This window comes from Veillonella parvula (assembly GCF_018366295.1).
Lineage (GTDB): Bacteria > Bacillota > Negativicutes > Veillonellales > Veillonellaceae > Veillonella > Veillonella parvula_P.
Window position 1 is genome coordinate 114,664 of record NZ_JAGZIJ010000006.1, and the last position, 20,989, is coordinate 135,652.

General features: G+C 40.1%; 19 protein-coding genes and 8 tRNA genes. 22 read left to right on the plus strand and 5 right to left on the minus strand.

What is annotated here, in order from left to right:
• Positions 1-18: 18 nt before the first annotated feature.
• Both atpD and atpC read left to right on the plus strand, forming a co-directional pair.
• Complete coding sequence (gene atpD, locus KHY58_RS06805) at positions 19-1,443, plus strand: F0F1 ATP synthase subunit beta (protein WP_105087018.1); 1,425 nt, start codon at positions 19-21, stop codon at positions 1,441-1,443.
• Between the two features lie 3 nt (positions 1,444-1,446).
• Positions 1,447-1,854, plus strand: coding sequence for an ATP synthase F1 subunit epsilon (gene atpC / locus KHY58_RS06810; protein ID WP_008602448.1), 408 nt, complete (start codon positions 1,447-1,449; stop codon positions 1,852-1,854).
• A 47-nt stretch (positions 1,855-1,901) separates the two neighbouring features.
• On the opposite strand, the gene KHY58_RS06815 is transcribed toward atpC, so the two are convergent.
• The 4 genes from KHY58_RS06815 to KHY58_RS06830 form a co-directional block, all read right to left on the minus strand.
• Positions 1,902-2,810 (minus strand): hypothetical protein, encoded by a 909-nt coding sequence (locus KHY58_RS06815; protein WP_278472633.1) that lies wholly within the window; start codon positions 2,808-2,810, stop codon positions 1,902-1,904.
• Positions 2,811-2,919: 109 nt separating this feature from the next.
• A tRNA-Val gene (locus tag KHY58_RS06820) sits at positions 2,920-2,995 on the minus strand.
• 4 nt (positions 2,996-2,999) lie between these two features.
• Positions 3,000-3,074, minus strand: a tRNA-Glu gene (locus KHY58_RS06825).
• Positions 3,075-3,078: 4 nt separating this feature from the next.
• Positions 3,079-3,154: transfer RNA gene (locus tag KHY58_RS06830), tRNA-Asn, on the minus strand.
• Positions 3,155-3,894: 740 nt separating this feature from the next.
• Here KHY58_RS06830 and KHY58_RS06835 point away from each other — a divergent pair.
• The 4 genes from KHY58_RS06835 (at position 3,895) to KHY58_RS06850 (ending at position 7,813) form a co-directional block, all read left to right on the plus strand.
• Positions 3,895-4,737: a fumarate hydratase gene (locus KHY58_RS06835; RefSeq protein WP_004695072.1), complete on the plus strand. Its 843-nt coding sequence runs from the start codon at positions 3,895-3,897 to the stop codon at positions 4,735-4,737.
• 19 nt (positions 4,738-4,756) lie between these two features.
• On the plus strand, positions 4,757-5,317 hold the full coding sequence (locus tag KHY58_RS06840; protein ID WP_004695073.1) for a Fe-S-containing hydro-lyase: 561 nt from the start codon (positions 4,757-4,759) through the stop codon (positions 5,315-5,317).
• A gap of 171 nt (positions 5,318-5,488) precedes the next feature.
• Entirely contained in the window at positions 5,489-6,040 is a 552-nt protein-coding gene (locus KHY58_RS06845) for a TIGR01440 family protein (RefSeq protein WP_004695074.1), read from the plus strand.
• Positions 6,041-6,049: 9 nt separating this feature from the next.
• The gene (locus tag KHY58_RS06850) at positions 6,050-7,813 is read left to right on the plus strand and encodes an LPO_1073/Vpar_1526 family protein (RefSeq protein ID WP_278472635.1); all 1,764 of its coding nucleotides are present in this window, start codon (positions 6,050-6,052) and stop codon (positions 7,811-7,813) included.
• Between the two features lie 165 nt (positions 7,814-7,978).
• Here the strand turns inward: KHY58_RS06850 and KHY58_RS06855 are convergent, their stop codons facing one another.
• Positions 7,979-8,704: a Crp/Fnr family transcriptional regulator gene (locus KHY58_RS06855; protein ID WP_004695080.1), complete on the minus strand. Its 726-nt coding sequence runs from the start codon at positions 8,702-8,704 to the stop codon at positions 7,979-7,981.
• A 272-nt stretch (positions 8,705-8,976) separates the two neighbouring features.
• On the opposite strand from KHY58_RS06855, the gene hcp reads away from it, so the two are divergent.
• From hcp to KHY58_RS06935, 16 genes are all read left to right on the plus strand, one after another.
• Positions 8,977-10,542 carry a hydroxylamine reductase gene (gene hcp / locus KHY58_RS06860; protein WP_004695081.1) on the plus strand — a complete coding sequence of 522 codons (1,566 nt, stop codon included), beginning with the start codon at positions 8,977-8,979 and terminating at the stop codon, positions 10,540-10,542.
• A 437-nt stretch (positions 10,543-10,979) separates the two neighbouring features.
• Positions 10,980-11,642: an L-serine ammonia-lyase, iron-sulfur-dependent subunit beta gene (sdaAB, locus tag KHY58_RS06865; protein ID WP_004697528.1), complete on the plus strand. Its 663-nt coding sequence runs from the start codon at positions 10,980-10,982 to the stop codon at positions 11,640-11,642.
• Between the two features lie 11 nt (positions 11,643-11,653).
• On the plus strand, positions 11,654-12,526 hold the full coding sequence (gene sdaAA / locus KHY58_RS06870; RefSeq protein WP_080563433.1) for an L-serine ammonia-lyase, iron-sulfur-dependent, subunit alpha: 873 nt from the start codon (positions 11,654-11,656) through the stop codon (positions 12,524-12,526).
• A 69-nt stretch (positions 12,527-12,595) separates the two neighbouring features.
• Positions 12,596-14,014, plus strand: a complete 1,419-nt coding sequence (locus KHY58_RS06875; RefSeq protein WP_278472638.1) for a CCA tRNA nucleotidyltransferase — start codon at positions 12,596-12,598, stop codon at positions 14,012-14,014.
• Positions 14,014-15,981, plus strand: coding sequence for a penicillin-binding transpeptidase domain-containing protein (locus tag KHY58_RS06880; RefSeq protein WP_278472640.1), 1,968 nt, complete (start codon positions 14,014-14,016; stop codon positions 15,979-15,981). Before KHY58_RS06875 ends, KHY58_RS06880 begins: the two co-directional genes overlap by 1 nt.
• 100 nt (positions 15,982-16,081) lie before the next feature.
• Positions 16,082-16,909 carry a bifunctional 5,10-methylenetetrahydrofolate dehydrogenase/5,10-methenyltetrahydrofolate cyclohydrolase gene (locus tag KHY58_RS06885; RefSeq protein WP_039965247.1) on the plus strand — a complete coding sequence of 276 codons (828 nt, stop codon included), beginning with the start codon at positions 16,082-16,084 and terminating at the stop codon, positions 16,907-16,909.
• Positions 16,902-17,243, plus strand: coding sequence for a hydrogenase maturation nickel metallochaperone HypA (locus tag KHY58_RS06890; protein ID WP_008602471.1), 342 nt, complete (start codon positions 16,902-16,904; stop codon positions 17,241-17,243). Before KHY58_RS06885 ends, KHY58_RS06890 begins: the two co-directional genes overlap by 8 nt.
• Before the next feature lie 15 nt (positions 17,244-17,258).
• Positions 17,259-17,912 carry a hydrogenase nickel incorporation protein HypB gene (gene hypB / locus KHY58_RS06895; protein WP_021148528.1) on the plus strand — a complete coding sequence of 218 codons (654 nt, stop codon included), beginning with the start codon at positions 17,259-17,261 and terminating at the stop codon, positions 17,910-17,912.
• A complete protein-coding gene (locus KHY58_RS06900) occupies positions 17,909-19,330 on the plus strand; it encodes a hypothetical protein (protein WP_278472643.1) in 1,422 nt (473 codons plus the stop codon). The genes hypB and KHY58_RS06900 overlap by 4 nt, the downstream gene beginning before the upstream one ends.
• Before the next feature lie 28 nt (positions 19,331-19,358).
• Complete coding sequence (brxF, locus tag KHY58_RS06905; RefSeq protein WP_004695092.1) at positions 19,359-19,823, plus strand: BREX-3 system P-loop-containing protein BrxF; 465 nt, start codon at positions 19,359-19,361, stop codon at positions 19,821-19,823.
• Between the two features lie 447 nt (positions 19,824-20,270).
• Positions 20,271-20,346 (plus strand) — tRNA-Thr (locus tag KHY58_RS06910).
• 10 nt (positions 20,347-20,356) lie between these two features.
• A tRNA-Tyr gene (locus tag KHY58_RS06915) sits at positions 20,357-20,441 on the plus strand.
• A 5-nt stretch (positions 20,442-20,446) separates the two neighbouring features.
• Positions 20,447-20,522, plus strand: a tRNA-Met gene (locus tag KHY58_RS06920).
• Between the two features lie 31 nt (positions 20,523-20,553).
• Positions 20,554-20,629: transfer RNA gene (locus KHY58_RS06925), tRNA-Thr, on the plus strand.
• Between the two features lie 5 nt (positions 20,630-20,634).
• Positions 20,635-20,711 (plus strand) — tRNA-Met (locus KHY58_RS06930).
• 180 nt (positions 20,712-20,891) lie between these two features.
• The coding region (locus tag KHY58_RS06935) for a GTP-binding protein (protein ID WP_038034850.1) at positions 20,892-20,989 on the plus strand (98 nt) is incomplete at its 3' end.

The following is a 20,989-nucleotide window of genomic DNA, read 5'->3' on the forward strand; positions in this document are numbered from 1 at the left end:
ATAAGGAGACATCTGTCGATGAGTAATAATATTGGTAAAGTTGTGCAGGTCATCGGCCCAGTTGTAGACGTGCGCTTTGATGCTGGTCATTTACCAGCTATCTACAACGCTATCCACATCTACCATGACCACAAGGCACACGATAGACAAAAAATCGTAGTAGAGGTTATGCAACACTTAGGCGACGATACAGTTCGTTGCGTTGCCATGAGTTCTACTGACGGTATGACACGTAATATGGAAGCAGAAGATACTGGTGCTCCAATTTCCGTTCCTGTAGGGGAAGGCGTATTGGGTCGTATCTTTAACGTACTTGGTGAAACTGTAGACCATGATCCAGCACCAGTTGTGGCTGATGAAAAATGGCCTATTCACCGTCCAGCACCTAAATTTGATGACCTTTCTCCAGACACAAAAATCTTGGAAACAGGTATTAAGGTCGTTGACCTTATCGCTCCATATGTAAAAGGTGGTAAGATTGGCCTCTTCGGTGGTGCCGGTGTAGGTAAAACCGTATTGATCATGGAATTGATTCACAATGTTGCTACAGAGCACGGCGGTTATTCCGTATTCTCCGGTGTAGGCGAACGTACTCGTGAAGGTAACGACTTGTGGAACGAAATGAAAGAGTCCGGCGTTATCAACAAAACAGCTCTCGTATATGGACAAATGAATGAGCCACCAGGGGCTCGTATGCGCGTAGGTCTTACAGGCCTTACAATGGCCGAATACTTCCGTGATGTGAAAAAACAAGACGTGCTCTTGTTCATTGATAACATCTTCCGCTTTATTCAAGCGGGTTCCGAAGTATCTGCCCTCTTAGGTCGTATGCCATCTGCCGTAGGTTATCAACCTACATTGGCTAATGACGTAGGGGCATTACAAGAACGTATTACATCTACAAAAGAGGGCTCCATTACTTCCGTACAAGCTGTATATGTACCTGCTGATGACTTGACTGACCCTGCTCCAGCAGCGACATTCGCTCACTTGGATGCGACAACAGTATTGTCTCGTTCCATTGCGGAACTCGGTATCTATCCAGCGGTGGATCCTCTGGACTCTACAAGCCGTATTTTGGATCCACATGTACTTGGGGAAGAGCACTACGCAGTAGCTCGTGGCGTACAAGAAGTATTGCAAAAATATCGCGATCTTCAAGATATTATCGCAATCCTCGGTATGGAAGAATTGTCTGACGAAGATAAACTCACTGTATCCCGTGCTCGTAAGATTCAACGTTTCTTGAGTCAACCATTCTTCGTAGCAGAAGTATTTACTGGTTCTCCTGGTAAATATGTGCCATTGTCCGAAACATTGAGAGGCTTCAGAGAAATCTTGGATGGTAAACATGATGAATTGCCAGAAGGTGCATTCTACATGGTTGGTACCATAGATGAAGCCGTTCAAAAAGCAAAGGAAATGCAAGAGAAGGGGGAATAATCCATGGCGGAACCTATGACCCTACAGATAATTACACCTGATGCGATTGTATTCGAAGGCCAATCTACATTCTTTGTAGGTAAAGCTATCGATGGTGCTTTTGGTATTTTGCCAAACCATGCACCTATGATTATCGCATTAGACTTGGCACCTTTACGCATTGATCAACCAGATGGAACATCTCGTGAATATGCTGTTTTTGGTGGCTTCTGTGAAATTGAACATAATAAGGTGAGTATTGTAACCCCTGACTGTCAAGATCCAACATCCATTGATGTGGAACGTGCTCGTCGAGCTAAAGAGCGTGCAGAAGGTCGGTTATCAAATCCTACACCTGATATTGATGTAGAAAGAGCGGAAGCAGCATTGCAACGTGCCTTACTGCGCTTGCATGTTACAAAAATGTTATAAGAAAAAGGCTAGCCATCTGGCTAGCCTTTTTATCTTTCTAATTTTGATTATAAAATGCTCACACCTTTTAAGGAGTATGCAGTATTCTTAGGCTGTTCTACTTGAAAATCTAATACAACAGGTGTCTCAGAATTGATACCAGGTGCTTGGTAACGGTCACGGTCTGTTGGAATTCGTTTGTATGGTAATTTATCAAGTAATATAGTCATAACTTTGTTCCAAACTGATTTATGTGTTGGCATAGTCAAAGAGTCATCAGTTTGGTTGAAGCCCGTACGAACAGTATGGATTATCTTATCGTTTACATCATAATAGTATAAAAGGGCATTAACCTTTGCGGCGATATAAATTTCATGATTATCCTTATTGTATGGATCTGGGCTGTTAATAGTATTAACTTGTACATATACGTCTTGTAATGGTACAGGCATAATAACGATTTCAGAATTTTGGGCCTCTGCAATTTGAGCAAGATCAGCGGCTTTAATTTCTGCAGTTGGTGTGTTAGTACTTACGATGGTTGTATCATAGTAAGGATATTTAAGTGTATTTGATAAGCGATCTGTCATGTAGCGACCAAATTGAGCTGTGTTTTCATTGCGCAAATTTGCTGGTACAACAATAGTAACTTTACGGCTCGGAAAGTTTTCTAAGTGTCCATCATGACTTGTACTAGAAGTATTAATTGTGGCTTTTTCCGGAGCTCCAGAAATCGGTGTAGATGTTGGTGTTGCAGCCACTTTTATGACAGGCTCCATATTCGTTTCAGGGGCTAATGTAGGAGCTTCATTACTTGTGCTACTTTGTATAGTGCTAAGAGCTACAGGTTGTGTTGTATTTGGTGTTAATTGACTCAAATCGATCATAGCGGCACTGGCTGTTGTAAATGCAGTTGTGAGTAGTACAGCAAGTACTGTAAGTAGTGGACGTTTATAGAGTCCGAAGTTATGTAACATAATTCCTCCTCTTAATAAAACTCTTTTAAAATTACAAATTATACAATTTATATTATTATATCATATATACAAAAAAAAGAAGCAAGCTTAATAGCTTGCTTCTTTAGTCTGGTGGACGATGACAGGATCGAACTGCCGACATCCTGCTTGTAAGGCAGGCGCTCTCCCAGCTGAGCTAATCGTCCATGGTGGTGACCCGTCCGGGAATCGAACCCGGGATACCGCCGTGAAAGGGCGGTGTCTTAACCGCTTGACCAACGGGCCAAAATGGCTCCTCGAGTAGGACTCGAACCTACGACCGATCGGTTAACAGCCGATTGCTCTACCGACTGAGCTATCGAGGAATGGTACGATTGTTATTATATGTTAGTTTAATTATAAAAGCAAGCATTTTTTTTAGAACACTATAAAATAGATATTGTCAATTATGACTAAAAGACATAACTTTATAAATAAAATTAGTTATCAATAATTTTGATGAGAGAGTCATTAAAATTAATAAAATCTATAGAGCTTATTAACTATAGATATTTACTGCGTTCTAAGGTGATTGTATGGCTCCAAATGAATGGGAGTTAGCAATATAAGTATATTGAAGATAATCGGTATACATATGCATTATAGAAAAGTTTAAAAGATTTAGTTGAAAAGTAGTATCAGTTAAGACAAAAGTGTATTTATCTTATTAGATATAGTCTATGTTTGTGGTTCATTTTAAACCAAATTTATATATAAGAAAGTAGGTAATAATGTAAGATATTAAAATCTTATTGATATGTGATAGACTATGACTTTTATCACAAAATGGGGCTTTTTTAGTGACTGGAGAATAAAGTCTATGTAGGCTATTGAAAAACCGAAATATATACAAAAATATTCGTGAAAACAATTCTCAAAAACTGGAAAAGCATTGAGAAAACTGTATAGGTGAGACGTTGAATCCCCTTATATTGTGTGCTACGATTTATGTATAGAGTTAATCTCATCGGTTTGAGATAGATATTCTTTCATATGTTTGAGAATTTTATTTTATCTCATCGGTATTAGAATTAATATTCAACTATTTTCCTGAGGAGGGATTATCTTGCGCGAGATTCAAGTATCTGAAATCACAAAAACAGTCCGTCAAATGTGTATGGACGCAGCTTACCACTTGCCAAAAGACATCTATGAAGGTTTGAAAAAAGGCCGTGAAACAGAAGAGTCTTCAGTAGGTCGTATCGTTCTTGATCAAATTATTAAAAATGCAGAAATTGCCGATGCTGAAGATCGTCCATACTGCCAAGATACTGGTATGACTATGGTATTCTTAAAAGTTGGTCAAGATGTTCATTTCGTTGGTGGTGATCTTACAGAAGCTATCAATGCTGGTGTTGCAGCTGGTTATGTTGAAGGTTATCTTCGTAAATCCGTTGTAGCTGAACCATTGTTCAACCGTAAAAATACACAAAATAACACACCTGCAATCATCTACACTGAAATCGTTCCTGGCGATAAAGTAGATATTCAAGTAGAATTAAAAGGTTTCGGTTCTGAAAATAAATCCGATGTAGCTATGCTCGTACCTGCTGATGGTGTGGAAGGCGTTAAAAATGCAGTCCTTGAAATCGTAAAACATGCAGGCCCTAACCCATGCCCTCCAATCGTACTCGGCATTGGTATTGGCGGTACTATGGACCAAGCAGCTGTTATGTCCAAAAAAGCGTTGCTTCGTGACATTAGTGTACCTCATAAAGATGCAGACTATGCAAAATTAGAAGAAGAAATCATGGAAATGGTTAACAAAACTGGTATTGGACCACAATTGGGTGGCACTACAACTTGTATCGGTGTAAACATCGAATGGGGTGCAACTCACATCGCAGGTCTTCCTGTTGCAGTTACTATTATGTGCCATGCTGCTCGTCATGCTCACGTAGTACTTTAATCGATAGGAGGTAAAAACAATGGCTGAATCAATTCGCATTAATACTGAAGAATATAATGAAGAGTTTTCCCGCAAATTAAAAGTTGGTGATAGCGTTCTTATTACTGGTAAAATTTACTCCGCTCGTGACGCTGCTCATAAAGTTATGACTGAAGCTTTAGCGCGTGGTGAAAAATTGCCAATCGACTGGACAAATAAGTTTGTTTATTATCTTGGACCAACACCTGCAAAACCTGGTGATCCAATTGGTTCCGCTGGTCCTACAACTTCCGGTCGTATGGATGCTTACACACCAACAATGCTTGATCAAGGTATCAAAGGCATGATTGGTAAAGGTTCCCGTAAACCAGAAGTAGTTGAATCCATGAAGAAAAATGGTTGCACATACTTCGCAGCAGTTGGTGGCGCGGCAGCATTGATTGCAAAATCCATCAAAAAATATGAAGTACTTGCTTATGGTGAACTTGGACCAGAAGCTTTGGCTGAATTGACTGTTGAAGATTTCCCTTGCATCGTAGTTGGCGATACTGAAGGTAATAACTTCTACGAATTAGGCCAAAAACCTTACAGAAAAATCTAATATCACCATTGAGTGATTGAAAGAGGCTTGCTAAAGCAAGCCTCTTTTTGTTGTTAAGCCATAATCATAAGATGTTCATCCGTTACGTGTAGAGTTTAGTCTACCGATTCTGTCGGTTTTATGATAATATACATATAGATTTTATACATTCAATTTGAGTGAGGCGATAACATGACTTCTGTAGAAACTATTCGTCAGTCAACTCGCAACGCGATGGCTGAATTACTTGATTTAGCAAAGGTTCGCGAAGGTCAATTATTCGTTGTTGGCTGTTCCACTAGCGAAATTGTAGGTAAAAAAATCGGCACTGACTCTCACCTTGATGTGGCTCAGGTCGTATTTGATGAAATATACAATGCTGTTAAGGCTAAAGGACTTAACTTGGCGATTCAATGTTGTGAACATATTAATCGTGCACTTGTTATGGACCGTAGCGCTATGACATGGGAGGAGGAAGTTAATGTTGTTCCTCAACGTCATGCGGGTGGTGCCCTGGCTGTGATGGCGTACGAACATTTTGATGATCCTGTGATGGTTGAATTTATTCAAGCTGATGTAGGCATCGATATTGGAGATACTTTCATTGGTATGCACATGAAACACGTTGCAGTGCCTGTACGTCTTTGTGTGAAAGAAATTGGGAAAGCACATGTGACCGCTTGTCGTGTTCGTCCGAAGAGCATTGGCGGTGAGCGTGCTGCATATAATGAAGCATTGATGTAGGGGGATAGTATGTCAAACCTAATACCGTATTTTGTATTAGCCGTCGTGGCATTGGGATTCTTTGCTGTTTGCTATGCTGTTTTTAGCGGTGGTGATGGTGAAAGTAAGGCAAAAGAAAAATCCTATAAAAACATAAGTAATAAAAATAATCTTAAAGAGCATCATGATGTTATATTTGCAACGGAGTCGCAAGAGGGCAATGTAACAATCACACATACGAGTGGGACTAATGTATATACTGCATCAATTCCGGATACAGTTGAAACGGTGGTCGGTGAAGAGCGAGAACCGGCTGAATCTCTGGTTGATCCTATAGATACCTCTTATAATAGAAGAAGTACTCTAAAGTCTAATTCAAGTCATGTTTCAGAGGGAGAATATGCGTTAGCATTAGGTTCGGATAATGGAACATCAATAGGTTCGGATAATGGCACACCAATAGGGGATGAAACCATTGTGATGACAGCCGTATCAGATCTTAAGCAAGCTAATCAAGCTAATCAAGGTGTTACTCCGTTGGTGGATAAAACTATTGTCCTCGATGTTGTTACAGATGAACTTCTCAATAACGCAAACTCTGTTGAAGATACAATTGCTATGGGTGAATCTGTGGAAGCCTTTGAAGCTGATGAAGCGGATAGCATAGATGCTACACAGATGATAGGTGGTGCAAACGAAATACAAACCGCGGAAGGTCCATCGGTATTAGATGAAACGCGTTTGTTTGATGCTTCTGAAATTGAAGCACAATTGGCGGCAACAAGTTTAACTGAAGAGGAGGAACCGCATGGTCAATGGGCAAAAGCGGCGCATGAGGATAAATGCGTTGAGTTGGCTATAGCACCATTTGTTCATTCCTTTGGGGTGTTACATGGTGATACGCAACACTATGTAGAATCTATTACAAGAGATGCTTTAGCGGCTCTCAATATTACAAAAATTGTTGAAGTGAATGCATTACTAGAGAATATTGTTATTCAAGAAGCGTTGATGAGTATGCAAAAGGCATATGCCGCTACAAATACAGAGTGGATGAAGTCCGCTGCGTTAGGTGCTTTTCTAGATGTGGTTCAATCTCCTAAATCTAGTACGCCATACCTCGTAGCTTTTGATGCATTACGTGTATTACCTCATTTAACTTTAGGTCACTTCCAAGTTATGGCCTTAACATTATTGTTACAATATTCTAGAAACTCTAATAACTATGGATTGATTCACTTCCAACATTATGTGGAAAAATATATTGAGCCATTCATCTCTGATTTGCCTCGAAATGATTCCTTCTATCGCCAGCTAGACTATTTACGCTGTACACAAGAAGAACAAGAGCCTATCACTTTATGCCAAGTGTTGTCTAATTCATATCCGTTTGTATTCAACTATCGTGGTTTTTCTAAGGAAGAACTCTTCCGTGCTACAGATGGTCATGGTGTAGATCCACGTTATGTGGTGCGTAGCTTGAACTCCAATCTTTATATATTAGCCTTGGTAGATGAGTCTTTGGCACCACAATTCTTTAGACAAACACGAATTTCTAATGCTATGGTTCAACGTGATCTTTTAGCTCTGATGAAGAGCAAACCTACTGCTTTCAGGGGCCAAGAGGCGCGTGATATTATGGATGATATTTCACCGGTTCTATTGGACTTAGCTGATGTCTTTGATAGCACGCCAATGTCTAAAATTAGCTTAACATTGTTAGGCCTTTACTTAGGCCGTGCTCATGTGAAAGCAACCATTGGTGAAGAATTTGATTTGTCTCATTGGTTCTAATTTACAATTTTAAACACTATATAGTTTAAAAAATTATATTATATAGTTATTAATATGGGTATATACTTAAAACCGTTATATACTTTATGAGTCGTGTAATAAAAAAGTCTCTCAAGATAATCTTGAGAGACTTTTTAGTTTGTTAAATTTAATAGCCATTAAGTATTAAAAGGTGTTAAAGCCGAATTCTTCAATGTCTTCAATGTTTTTAATTGTTACGGTGCGCCCTGTAATATCAATGAGACCTTCATCGCGAAGGCGCCCTAGTTCACGGCTAAGGGCTGTGCGAGATACATTGAGTACCTCAGCCATTTGCTCGCGGTTATGGGGTAATTGAATTGTGTTAGAATGCTGACGTTTATAAATATCTGTTAAGTACGCAAAAATCTTTTCGCGCATCCCTTTTAATGTGAGGTAGTGGACTTTTCTGGTTAATAGAATTGCTTTTTCAGATAAATCCTCTAATAGATTAGATAGGATTTTAGTTTGGCATTGATGACAATCCGGCAATGTTTTAATAAAGGTTTCAAGCGGAATAAACATAATTTTAGTTGCTTTTGTTGCCTTAATGGTAGCAGGCCATAAAGGCTGTTTACTAAATAGTAGTGCTTCTCCGAAAATATCTGATTGTTCTAAGTTTGCCATAATAACCCGTTGGCCCATGACATTTTCACGAGTTAGTAAAGCGCTGCCCTCAAGGATGACGCCGATACCCTCCATAGGATCTCCAGCGAGGGCTATAAAATCGTTTTTTTTGTAACTGTGGATGATAACTTTGGCATTATTTAAATAGCCACGCAGCTCTGGCTCTCCTAATGTATTGAATAAAGGACATTTCACGAGGGTGGGCATATACTGATTAATGATATCGTTTGAAAGTATTTGTTTCATAGGCACCTCCGGTGTGATAAAGTCTATAGCAATTAAAAATGATTATTGTATAATAAAAGTATAAGACCGAATGGTCTACCTGTTCCATAAGGGGAGTCAGGAAAATTTTTGAAAAAGTTTTTATTTGTTGCTCAAGCTACAGAAATTGTATCATCTTTACGTTATACTTTCAAATGTAATCAATCAGACAACTGATAAAACATCAGTGTAATGTATAGGTTTTATATTATCTAGCTTGACTGCGAGGAAGTCTCGCAAAGGAGGATTTTCAAATGAGCATGTTCTGTTATCAATGCGAACAATCTGCAGCACCAGGTGGCTGTACTGTACAAGGTGTATGTGGTAAAACTGCACCAGTTGCTAACTTACAAGACGAATTAACTGCTGCCTTAGTTGGCTTGGCTCGCGCTTTAGACGTAAAGGGTCATACTAAAGAAGGTATCGATTATATTATGCGCGGTTTGTTCATGTGTGTAACAAACGTAAACTTCTCTGAAGACCGCGTTCAAGAATTCATTGACGAAGTAAATGCTTACCATGCAAAAGTGGATAGCGCTCAACAAAACTTTGATTGGGAACAATTGTGGAAAGGTGAAGAAGACATCGTATCCCTTCGCTCCACATTATTGTTAGGTATGCGTGGTATGGCTGCGTACGCATGGCATGCTGCTCGCCTTGGCTTCCACGATGCTGATGTTGACGCTTGGTTTGTTAAAGGCATGGTAGAATTCGCTAAAGATCACAGCGCTGAAGAATGGCTTGATCTTTTGATGGAATTTGGTCAAATTAACTTGAAATGTATGGCTGTTCTTGATAAAGCTAATACTGAAACATATGGTACACCTGTACCAACTACAGTTCCTTTGACTGTAGAACCAGGTCCTTTCATCGTTGTAACTGGTCATGACCTTCATGACTTGAAACAATTATTGGAACAAACTGATGGTAAAGGTGTAAATATCTATACTCATGGTGAAATGTTGCCTTGCCACGCTTATCCTGAATTGAAGAAACATCCTCAATTGAAAGGTAACTTCGGTACAGCATGGCAAAACCAACAAAAAGAATTTGTTGATGTTCCTGGCGCATTCTTGTTCACTACAAACTGCATTATGCCACCAAAAGAAAACTACAAAGCTAATATCTTCACTACAGATATGGTAGGTTTCGATGGTTGTGCACATATCGAAGAAAAAGAAGATGGTACTAAAGACTTCTCCGCAGTTATCAACCGTGCTATCGAATTGGGCGGCTACAAAGAAGCTCAAGAATTCACTGGTATCAACGGTGGTCATGAAGTAACTACTGGTTTCGGTCATGGCACAGTATTGGGTATTGCTGATAAAGTAATTGATGCTGTAAAAGCTGGCGCTATTAAACACTTCTTCTTGGTAGGTGGTTGTGACGGTGCTAAAGTAGGCCGTAACTACTACACTGAATTCGTTAAACAAACTCCAAATGATACTGTAGTATTGACATTGGCTTGTGGTAAATTCCGTTTCAACGACATGAACATCGGCGAAATCGGTGGTATCCCTCGTATCCTTGATATGGGTCAATGTAACGATGCTTACTCCGCTATTCAAGTAGCAGTAGCTTTAGCTGGTGCATTTGAATGTGATGTAAACGACTTGCCATTGACATTGGTATTGTCCTGGTACGAACAAAAAGCGGTATGTATCTTGTTAACATTGTTAGCATTGGGTATCCGTAACATTTACATCGGACCTTCCTTGCCTAAATTCTTCTCCAGCAATGTATTGAACATTTTGGTAGAAAAATTCCAATTACATCCAATTACAACTCCAGAAGCTGACATGAAAGCTATCTTGGGCTAATAGGATCTATTAATCTGTTAACTACAGTCCTACGTCCCCTCTCTTTTATGATTTAGGACTGTTGTTATAAATAACGCACCTAGGGTTATCCTTAGGTGCGTTTTTTTACTATTATTGTGAAAGCTATCTATCGAGTGTTTGTATATTGATGGGGCCAGTTTTGTATCCACAACTTAGTTAAAAAGGAAATACTATACTTCTTTGCTCCTCGTGACCTGATGTCGCTGCATAAGTATAGTCTTTCCTTTTTATAACTGTAGATATTGATGCGTCCCATCAATATACAAACTTTTAAAACAGCTTTCACAAGAATAGTAGTCCTCTGTAAACAAACAAATATGCCTCTAATGTGCATATAGACATTTATCAATATTGATTGTTATACTATAGGTAAGTAAGAGATTTCTCACATTATTTGTGTGTATATAGAGGTATGTATGAACAGTATTTTTGATATTATAGGGCCTATTATGATTGGTCCGTCTAGTTCGCATACAGCGGGTGCTGCGCGACTAGGCAAGATGGCGCGGTGTATTTTTCGTGCTACTCCTAAAAAGGTAGATTTAACATTATATGGATCTTTTGCAAAAACTTATAAAGGGCATGGTACGGATCGTGCTTTGATTGGCGGCTTATTAGGTTATAAAGAGGATGATGCGAACATCCGAGTTGCCCATAAATTAGCGAAAAAAGAGGGGATGGAGTTTTCTTTTATTGAGTCTCCTCTTGATGTAGGGCATCCGAATGTGGTGCGTTTTGATATGTATGATGAACATAATCGTCATATGACTGTTATTGGTCGCTCTCTCGGCGGTGGTCAGATTATGATTACCGAAGTAGATGGAAATGATATGTCCATTACAGGAGATGAGTTTACGCTCGTTGTGTTCCATGAGGATAGACCTGGTGCGATTTCTCTTGTTAGCCAAGCATTGAGCGAGTCCGATATTAACATCGCTACGATGCGCGTATTCCGTAAGGGCAAGCATAAGGATGCAGTCATGGTTATTACTACAGATACGGTGGTAAATCCTATTACAGTTCAGTTTATGCGCGAGTTTCCAGGCATCCAGGATGTGATGACCTTTGAAGCATTATAGGAGGGCGAATGATGAGTTATGCATATGATACAATTGCAGATATTATTCGCCTAGGTGAGGAAAACAATATTTCTTTTGGCGATGTAGTATTGCGTTATGAATTAGAGAATTACGACCGCAGTGAAGATGCGGTTGTTCATGAAATAGAAAATCGCTTAGATATTTTTGAAAGCTCCATTCAAGATGGCATAGCTTATGCGGAGAAAACGGCTTCTGGTATGTCCGGTGGTCAAGCGGCACAGCTTAATGGGCAAACACCTCGTTTTATGAGCGATATTGCGTATAAGGCAATGACGTATGCTATTGCTGTAAATGAGGCAAATGCAAAGATGTTCCGCATTGTTGCTTGTCCTACGGCGGGCTCTTGTGGTGTTATGCCTGGTGCGGTGAAAGCCGTAGCAGACCACTACCAATTAGAGAGAGCCACAGTTGTAAAAGGCTTCTTAGCTGCGTCCGGTATTGGTAATGTAGTAGCAAATCGCGCTTGTGTTGCTGGTGCTGTTGGCGGTTGCCAAGCGGAAATTGGTACGGCTGCGTGTATGGCAGCAGGAGCGATTGTCGAAATGATGGGCGGTTCACCACGTCAAGTAGGTCATGCTATCGCATTGTGCATGAAAAATCTATTGGGGCTTGCTTGTGATCCGGTAGCAGGGCTCGTAGAGGTGCCATGTGTTAAGCGTAATGGCTTTTATGCAGTCCATGCTATTACTGCATCTGAAATGGCGTTAATGAATATTGAAAGCCAAATTCCACCAGATGAAGTCATTGAAGCGATGAATAATATAGGCCGTGCTATGCCGGCAGCATTGCGTGAAACAAGTGATGGCGGCCTTGCGGTGACACCGACAGGTACAGCTATTGCAGAACGAGTGCAATCCTTATAAGGATTGCACTTTTTTCATGCTTTCATTTGTAGTAAAATAAAGATTAGACTAGTTCAGAAAGGAGCGTGTATGATGGAACAAGCAAATCGAATATTGACCGTATTAGAAGAAGCCGGCCATGAAGCTTATATCATAGGCGGCGCTGTGCGCGATATTTTGATGCATCAAAAGCCACATGACTTCGATATTGTGACGTCTGCACGTCCCGATACAGTGATTGAGGTTCTTCGCGGTCATGATATTCAAACGACAGACCTCGTAGGAAAATCTTTTGGCGTAGTGGTAGCTACATTAGAGGGCAAGCCATATGAAATTGCTACATATAGAACAGAACGATATGGTGCAGATAGCCATCGTCCCGAAGAAATTACTTATGCCGATACCTTAGAAGAAGATGTGTTGCGTCGTGATTTTACTGTTAACGGCATGGCTATGAACCGTTATGGTGAAGTTATAGACCTTGTAGGTGGACGACGTGATATTAAACATAAGATGTTACGAACCATTGGTAATGCGCAGGAACGTTTTGAAGAAGATGCGTTACGATTATTTAGGGCGTGCCGTTTTGTGGCGAAGTTGGATTTCTTGCCGAGTAAAGATCTATTAGAGGCTATGCCTAAGGCTTTTCACCGCGTACCTGGCTTGTCTTTAGAACGTGTACGAAATGAGATTAATCGTCTCATGTTAGAGCCTGCGGTGGCTAAAGGCCTTGATGTCCTTGTTCAATCCCGCTTGGCCGAGTGCTCTTGTCGCGTTGTAGAAAATGGCGTGACTCGTGAAGTGCCTATTTTACCAGAGCTATACCATCTTGTGAATTTACCACAAGAAAAAGACTTTCACGAATTTGATGGTTGGTATCATACATTAGCCGTTGTATCTCATACAGAACCAGATTTAACATTACGTTGGGGTGCACTGTTACACGATGTAGCAAAGGGGATGCCTACGGTGCGTGCTGTGGTGAATGGTCGCCTCACAGATCGTGGTCATGATACATTAGGGGCTGAAATGACAGAAACATTACTTACTCGTTTAGGTTACCCTAAGAGTTTTGTGCGCCGTGTAGCTTGGATTGTAAAAAATCATATGCGCTTTCACTATTTTGTACAAAATGGGGAAGCTAATGAGAAAAAGTGGATCCGTAAAGAGGCTCGCAGCGGTGAGTTTCGAGATAGTCAAATTATGCGAATTGCATGGGAACAATTATCTAAGGTTTGTGCTGCCGATGTGTTAGGCTGTGGGAAGCCTTATGCATCGACTGATGGTACCTTAGCCTTTGGTGAATGTATGGCAGATCTTAGCCTAGAGATGCCTATCCATACAAAGGATTTAAATTATGACGAACGAGTTATTAAGCTTGCAGGGAAAAAAGTGGGGGAAGGATTGCAGTATTTATTAGGTCAGGTACAAAATGGGGTGATTCCCAATGAACCAGATGCATTATATGATGCATTAGACCATAAGTTACGCCGTCCAGTGGAGAAATGATGAAGTTATTAAATAAAGCGTTATTACGCATGAGTGATTGGAGTCGCACTACGTGGTGCCTTGCCATACTCATGACCGTTGCCTTCGTCCTTATCGGACGTTTAGCACAGTTACAGGTCTTTGATACCTTTGACCTAGAGAAGAAAAACTTATTACAAGTTCAAGTAGATAGAAAATTACAATCGCCGCGCGGTACAATCTATGACCGTAATGGCAAGCCTTTGGCGATGAGTGTAGTTACAAAATCTTTATATGCGGACCCTAAGATGATTAAACAGTCTCCCCAAGAGATTGCGGAACTCATTTCGCCATATGTAACCATGTCAAAAGAAAATATTGTGAAAGCTCTGCAAGAGGATTCTGCCTTCGTATGGATTAATCGCATGATGGATGCGGACAAGTCTAAGGCGGTGGCACAAGTCATTAAGGATAATAATATTGCAGGCCTTAACTTTGTGGAAGAGTCCAAACGTTATTACCCAAATGGTGTACTAGCGGCTCAAATACTGGGGTTTGTAGGAACCGATGATAAAGGCCTTGATGGTCTCGAAATGGTCCTTGATGAAGAGTTAAAGGGTGGTGTGCAGCAAGAAATCGTTGCTACCGATAACAAAGGGAATGCCATCTTTGGTTCCGTATTATCTAAATTTTTACCAGATAAGGGTAAAAGCGTAACCTTAACCATCGATGCAACAATTCAATTTATTGCAGAACGCGCTCTTGATAAGGCGATGGTTGATACAGGAGCTAAGCATGCCAGCGTTATCGTTATGGATCCAAAGAACGGTGAAATATTAGCGATGGCCAATCGTCCAAGTTATGATCCTAATAACTACAACCAAAGTGGTGAAGAGGCTTTCAAAAATATTGCGGTTACCAATTTATATGAACCAGGCTCTACATTCAAACCTATCATTGCATCTGCAGCTCTTGCAGCAGGCAAATGGAAGTTAGACACTGTGTATAACGATAAAGGGGCCTTCGCTGCCAATGGACATATCATTAGAAACTGGAATGGTGAGGGATATGGTCCTGTTCGTTTGCTAGATATTTTGAAGTACTCTATTAATACTGGTATGGCTGAAATTGGTACATTAACAGGTGCAGATATTCTCTCGAAATATATACGTGATTATGGCTTTGGCTCTGAAACAGGTATTGAATTGCCTGGTGAAGGAGCAGGTATTTTGTATAATCCAGAGGATATGAGTAAGCTAGACGTTGCGACTATGTCCATCGGTCAAGGTATTGCGGTTACACCATTACAAATGGTTCGCGCCTTTGGTGCACTTTCTAATGGTGGGGCTATGATGAAACCACATATCATCAAGTCTTATAGTAACTCTCAAGGCGATGTTACAAGTACGACTGAAACATCTGTTGTGGGACAACCAGTTCCGGCGGAAACCGCTAAAACCATTGTAGATATTCTAGAAAAAGAAGTATCCGAAGGTGGCGGTACAAAAGCGATGGTAGAAGGTTATCACTTCGGCGGTAAAACTGGTACGGCGGAAAAACTAGATACCAAACATGGCGGTTATCTCGACGGACAATACATTGCGTCCTTTATTGGCTTTGGCCCTGTAGAGGATCCAAAATTTGTAGTTCTTGTCGTTATTGATGACCCACAAAAGGGTTCTTATTATGGTAGTCAAATTGTAGCCCCTGTATTTAAGGACATCGTATCTCAACTTGTACGGTATTACCAAATGAGTCCGTATGTTAAAGAAAGTACACCAGTAGCTGTTAAAGCTGCTAATACATTACCTGAACCAAAACCGGGAAGTGATGGTTCTGTTACATTGCCTAACTTTACTGGTTTTACCTATGGTGAAGTGCGTGATTGGTTACATAAGGCGGGACTTGCCTTTAAACCAGATGGAACGGGTATTGCCGTTTCTCAAGATGAAAGTGGGGGCACTACTGTTCAACCCGGGACGGCAATTACCGTTCACTTTAGTAGATAATTAGAAATTATAGACAGTTCGTTATATAATAGAATAAGAGACTTTGGTGCCTCTCAGGAGGCACCTTTTTTATAAATAGTTTGAATGAATGGAGATACTTATGATCGAATTACGAGGGAAAGCGGTAGCAGATGCCCACAAGGCGATTTTACAAGAAAAAGTTGCAGCAGTAGGCAACTCTGTGATTACTATGGCAGTGTTACTTGTCGGTGAAGACCACGGCGCTCATATGTATGCTACATTTATGGAAAAAACAGCTAAAAATTTTGGCTATGGTTTTGTGCTAAAGCAATTGCCTGAAACGGCAACGCAAGATGAAGTAGTAGCGGCGTTGCATGAATTAAATACTGATCCATCTATTCATGGAATTTTACCGCTAATGCCAATGCCTAAACACATTGATACAGAAGCTCTTATCGATATATTAGATCCTAAAAAAGATATTGATGGTCTTACAACATATAACATCGGTTTAGTAACAGCTGGTAAGGGTGGCTTTGCTCCTTGTACGGCTAAGGCTTGTATGGCTATTTTAAATCACTATAATATTCCTTTAGAAGGAAAACATGTGGTTGTAGTCGGTCGTAGCCAAGTTATCGGTAAACCTGTAGCGCTTATGGCACTCGCTGCACATGGTACTGTTACAATGTGCCATTCTAGAACTTCTGATCTAGTAGAGCAAGTAAAGCGTGGTGATATTATTATTGCTGCGGCTGGTCGTGCTCATATGATTACTGCTAATATGATTAAGCCTGGTGCTGTTGTTATTGATGTAGGTATTAATGAACTGGACGGCAAAACTGTAGGTGATGTTGATTATGATGCGGTAAAAGATATTGCATCTGCCATTACTCCTGTACCAGGAGGTGTTGGATCCGTAACAACGACAATGATGCTAGAAGCGGTATATGAGGCATACCATGCATGAGATGTCTATAGCAGAAGGTATTCTTGATGTAGCGCTCGATACCTTACGTCAACACGATGCGACAGTCATTCATTCTATTCAACTAGACTTAGGGTTAATGAGTGGGGTAGAACCTGATTCATTGTTATTTTGTTGGGAAGCCATTACAAAGGGAACCCCTGCGGAAGGCTCACGCATAGAAATCAATACTATTCCTATTGAAGGAAAGTGTTTAGATTGTGATAAAATATTTTCTGTAAAAAATTATACGTTTATTTGTCCTTATTGTGACAGCCATTTCGTACAAACTATAGGCGGTCGTGAGTTACAAGTGACCTCTATGGATATCGATTGATAGAAAGGTTAGGGCATGCAAGTTCAAGTTAAAACTAATGTACTGGCAAAAAACGATGCTATTGCAGAGGCTTTACAACAGTTGTTTAAGAAAAAGAATATATTTGTATTTAATCTGTTAGGTTCACCTGGGGCAGGTAAGACTTCTCTTTTGGAGGCAACCCTACAAGATTTAAAAAAGGAGTATCGCTTAGCCGTTATTGAAGGCGATTTATTTACGGCAAAGGATGCTAAGCGTATTCATGAGTTGGGTGTGCCTGTTATCCAGATTAATACGGTTGGTGGGTGCCATCTCGATGCACAGATGATTCAAGATGCCTTAGGTGATCTGAATCTTGATGACCTCGATATGATTATTATCGAAAATGTAGGCAATTTAGTGTGCCCTGCGGAATTTGAGATTGGTGAAAGTATGAAAGTAACGGTTTTATCTGTTACCGAAGGTGAAGATAAGCCCCTTAAGTATCCATTAATCTTTAAAGAGTCTAAGGCCATCCTTATTAACAAGATTGATTTATTGCCCTATGTGCCTTTCAAAAAGGAGCAGGCAATACAAGATATCCGTAATTTAAATCCAAATGGAGAAATTTTTGAAGTAAGTTGCACGGCCCACAACGGTCTTGAACCATGGTTGAATTGGTTGCGTGCACAGTTGGAGAATAATCGATGAACTATTCTATGAAGAGCCGTATTGTAGCAGCCCTCCTTGTGGGCTTGTGTACTACTACAATCAGTTATGCAGCAGAGCCTGCCATTTCCACTGTTAACCCAGTTGCAGTAGAAACTACTGATGACACTAACGTTGTAGCTCAAGATTCTGCTAATGCGAGCAATGATGGTAGTGTAGATGGAACTGGTGAGGTTGATAGCTTGTCTTACCTTGATAATGCACCAGTTAGAGTTGTTAAGCTGGACCCAAAAACGAAAAAGGAAGGTTCTAAAACTGGATGGCTCGCAGAGCAAATGGCTGTAACTGAATTTGGTGATTCTATACAATTCTGGCAAGCGGCTAGTGAGAACGAAGGCCCTTTGCCGAGTATAACTCAGAATAATTTAGCTGATATTGGTAAGTCTTATACGGCAAACAGTTTACCGCCTTTAGGTTCTCAGGATGACTATGCTATCGGCACATACCGATTGGGGGATCAGTTTGAAGTCCCAAAAGATGTAGAAAAAACTGAGGTACGTGATAACTTTACTACGTATTACATGAAAGATGTAGCAGTAACTGTATATACTGGACCTGCTCAAGAATTGTTGGTTAACAATCAATTGCGTGGTCAAGGGGCGACTTACTTCTTTGAACCAAATACTATTACAAATATTCATAGTACGAAAAAAGGCGCTAATACAGTACGTGACATTGGTCCTGGTAGTACACGGATGGAATTGATATTTGCCTATGGCAGTCCTAATGCGATGTGGCGTGATAAGAAAAATGAGACATATATTTTCCTTTATGAGGGGCATTCCGAAAATTCATTGCCTCAAAAAAAGGAGTTTAAGAGTCCCGTAGAGAATACAAATAGTAATAGCCAACAACAATCTATGCTTGGTCAGCAAAAAGAATATATTGCTTTCACCATTAAACAAAGCAATATAGAGGCTGTAGACATTATTAGTGGACAAGTATGGCCTAGATTTGGATTGCCGAAAGCTGAAGTGTATGATTTTGAAGCTGGTACACTTACGGCTGATGATTTTGTATTGCGTGGTTTCAAGTTGAATGACCATTTTGTTAATGATCCTAATAATGATTGGAAACATCAAGGCATATTGTTTGGCTCCACTTTTATTGGCTATAATGAATACGGTGTGAGTGTAGATAAAAAAGATCTTATCAATCGCGTATTATTAAATGTGTATACGCCTACACGTCGTGGAATCGCAATGGGTGATACCAAATATTTATTGCTCTTTGTGTATGGTATGCCAACTCGTATTGTTGAATCTACAACAAAGGCGGGGACGTCTACCGTATATGAATATAAAAATCCAGCGGCAAGCAACTCTTATTTACAGTTTGCCCTAGATGATAAAAACCAATATATCAAATCCGTTATGTTATCTGACCGTCCTGTAAAATAGGATAGGTCACAGCGAGGAGGCAAAGGGTATGGTTACTGTACAAGATGTAAAAGAACGTTGGGAAAAGATTCAAGGTGATGATGAACGTATATTGTTTATCGTTGGTGGTCCAGGTTCTGGTAAAAGTTTGCTAATTCGTGAATTGTCTGAGCAGAAGGGCTGGAAATACTTGGAAGCTAAGCAACTCATTGAGGAAGAGTTTTTGCTCGTGCCTCGTGATGAACGGCCTCAATTAGCGGAAGAAGTTATTTGCCGTGCTCTTAGCCGTAGCGATACGGAAGTAGTATTGCTAGATGGCATTAATGTATTCTTTGCACCTATCTTAAATCTAAAACCATTTGAGTTACTAAAAACTATTAGTAAGAAGTATCCTATTGTCGTTGGCTGGCGTGGACATATTGAAGGTGACCAGTTGTACTTAGAACATAACAATAATCCTAAACATGCTGTAGTTAGTATTGCACATCCAGATCATGTTATTGCAATCGACTAAAGGTATGTTTGAACATATTGGTTGAATATAGAGAAAACTATAAATGTATAGAAGGAGATAGCGGTCTATCTCCTTTTTTAGTTATATAATTACAGTTATTAGGTAAAAATATAGTTTTGTAACTTCCTATTATTTGATTCTACTAAACCTGAAATATGGATGGTAGTAAGTATGGACTAGCAAGGAATGCAACTATGTAAAGGTATATAAAGAATATACTAGTAAATAAAAGTTGATTGCTGGATATATCCTGAAAACAAGGCATTTTATAGAGGATTGATAAAATATAAATTTTTTTTGACAAAATACTTGCATAGGGTATCGTTTCATGTTATTATGATTAAGCACTAAGGGTGACCGCAGTGAACGAAAAAACTTCAAAAAAGTTTTTAAAAGGTTCTTGACACTTAGTGTGCTAGGTGATACAATTCATCTTGTCGTAATGATGCTGGCGTAGCTCAATAGGTAGAGCAGCTGACTTGTAATCAGCAGGTTGTGGGTTCAATTCCTATCGCCAGCTCCATTTTATTTATGGAGGGATTCCCGAGCGGCCAAAGGGAGCAGACTGTAAATCTGCCGTCTTCGACTTCGAAGGTTCGAATCCTTCTCCCTCCACCATTCATAGCGGGGTGGAGCAGTTGGTAGCTCGTCGGGCTCATAACCCGAAGGTCGCAGGTTCAAGTCCTGTCCCCGCAACCATAAAAACCACAGTGAAATGATCGTTCATTGTGCTGGTGTAGCTCAGTCGGCAGAGCGTATCCTTGGTAAGGATAAGGTCACCGGTTCAATCCCGGTCACTAGCTCCATACATGGCGGCATAGCTCAGTTGGCTAGAGCAATCGGTTCATACCCGGTGTGTCCGCGGTTCAAATCCGTGTGCCGCCACCATTAAACCTCACCTTGGTGGGGATTTTTTTATTTCTTTACATATGACATGCTATTCTAAGACTTTGTATATATGGTATAATAATAGGTAAGGAAATCTTATATTCCATTGATAAATTAGGGTTAATATATTATATTAATACTAGAATGTAATTTGTTTTTGTGAAGGAGGATATAATCCTAATGGCAAAAGAAAAATTTGAACGTACGAAACCGCATGTTAACATCGGTACAATCGGTCACGTTGACCATGGTAAAACTACTTTGACTGCTGCAATCAC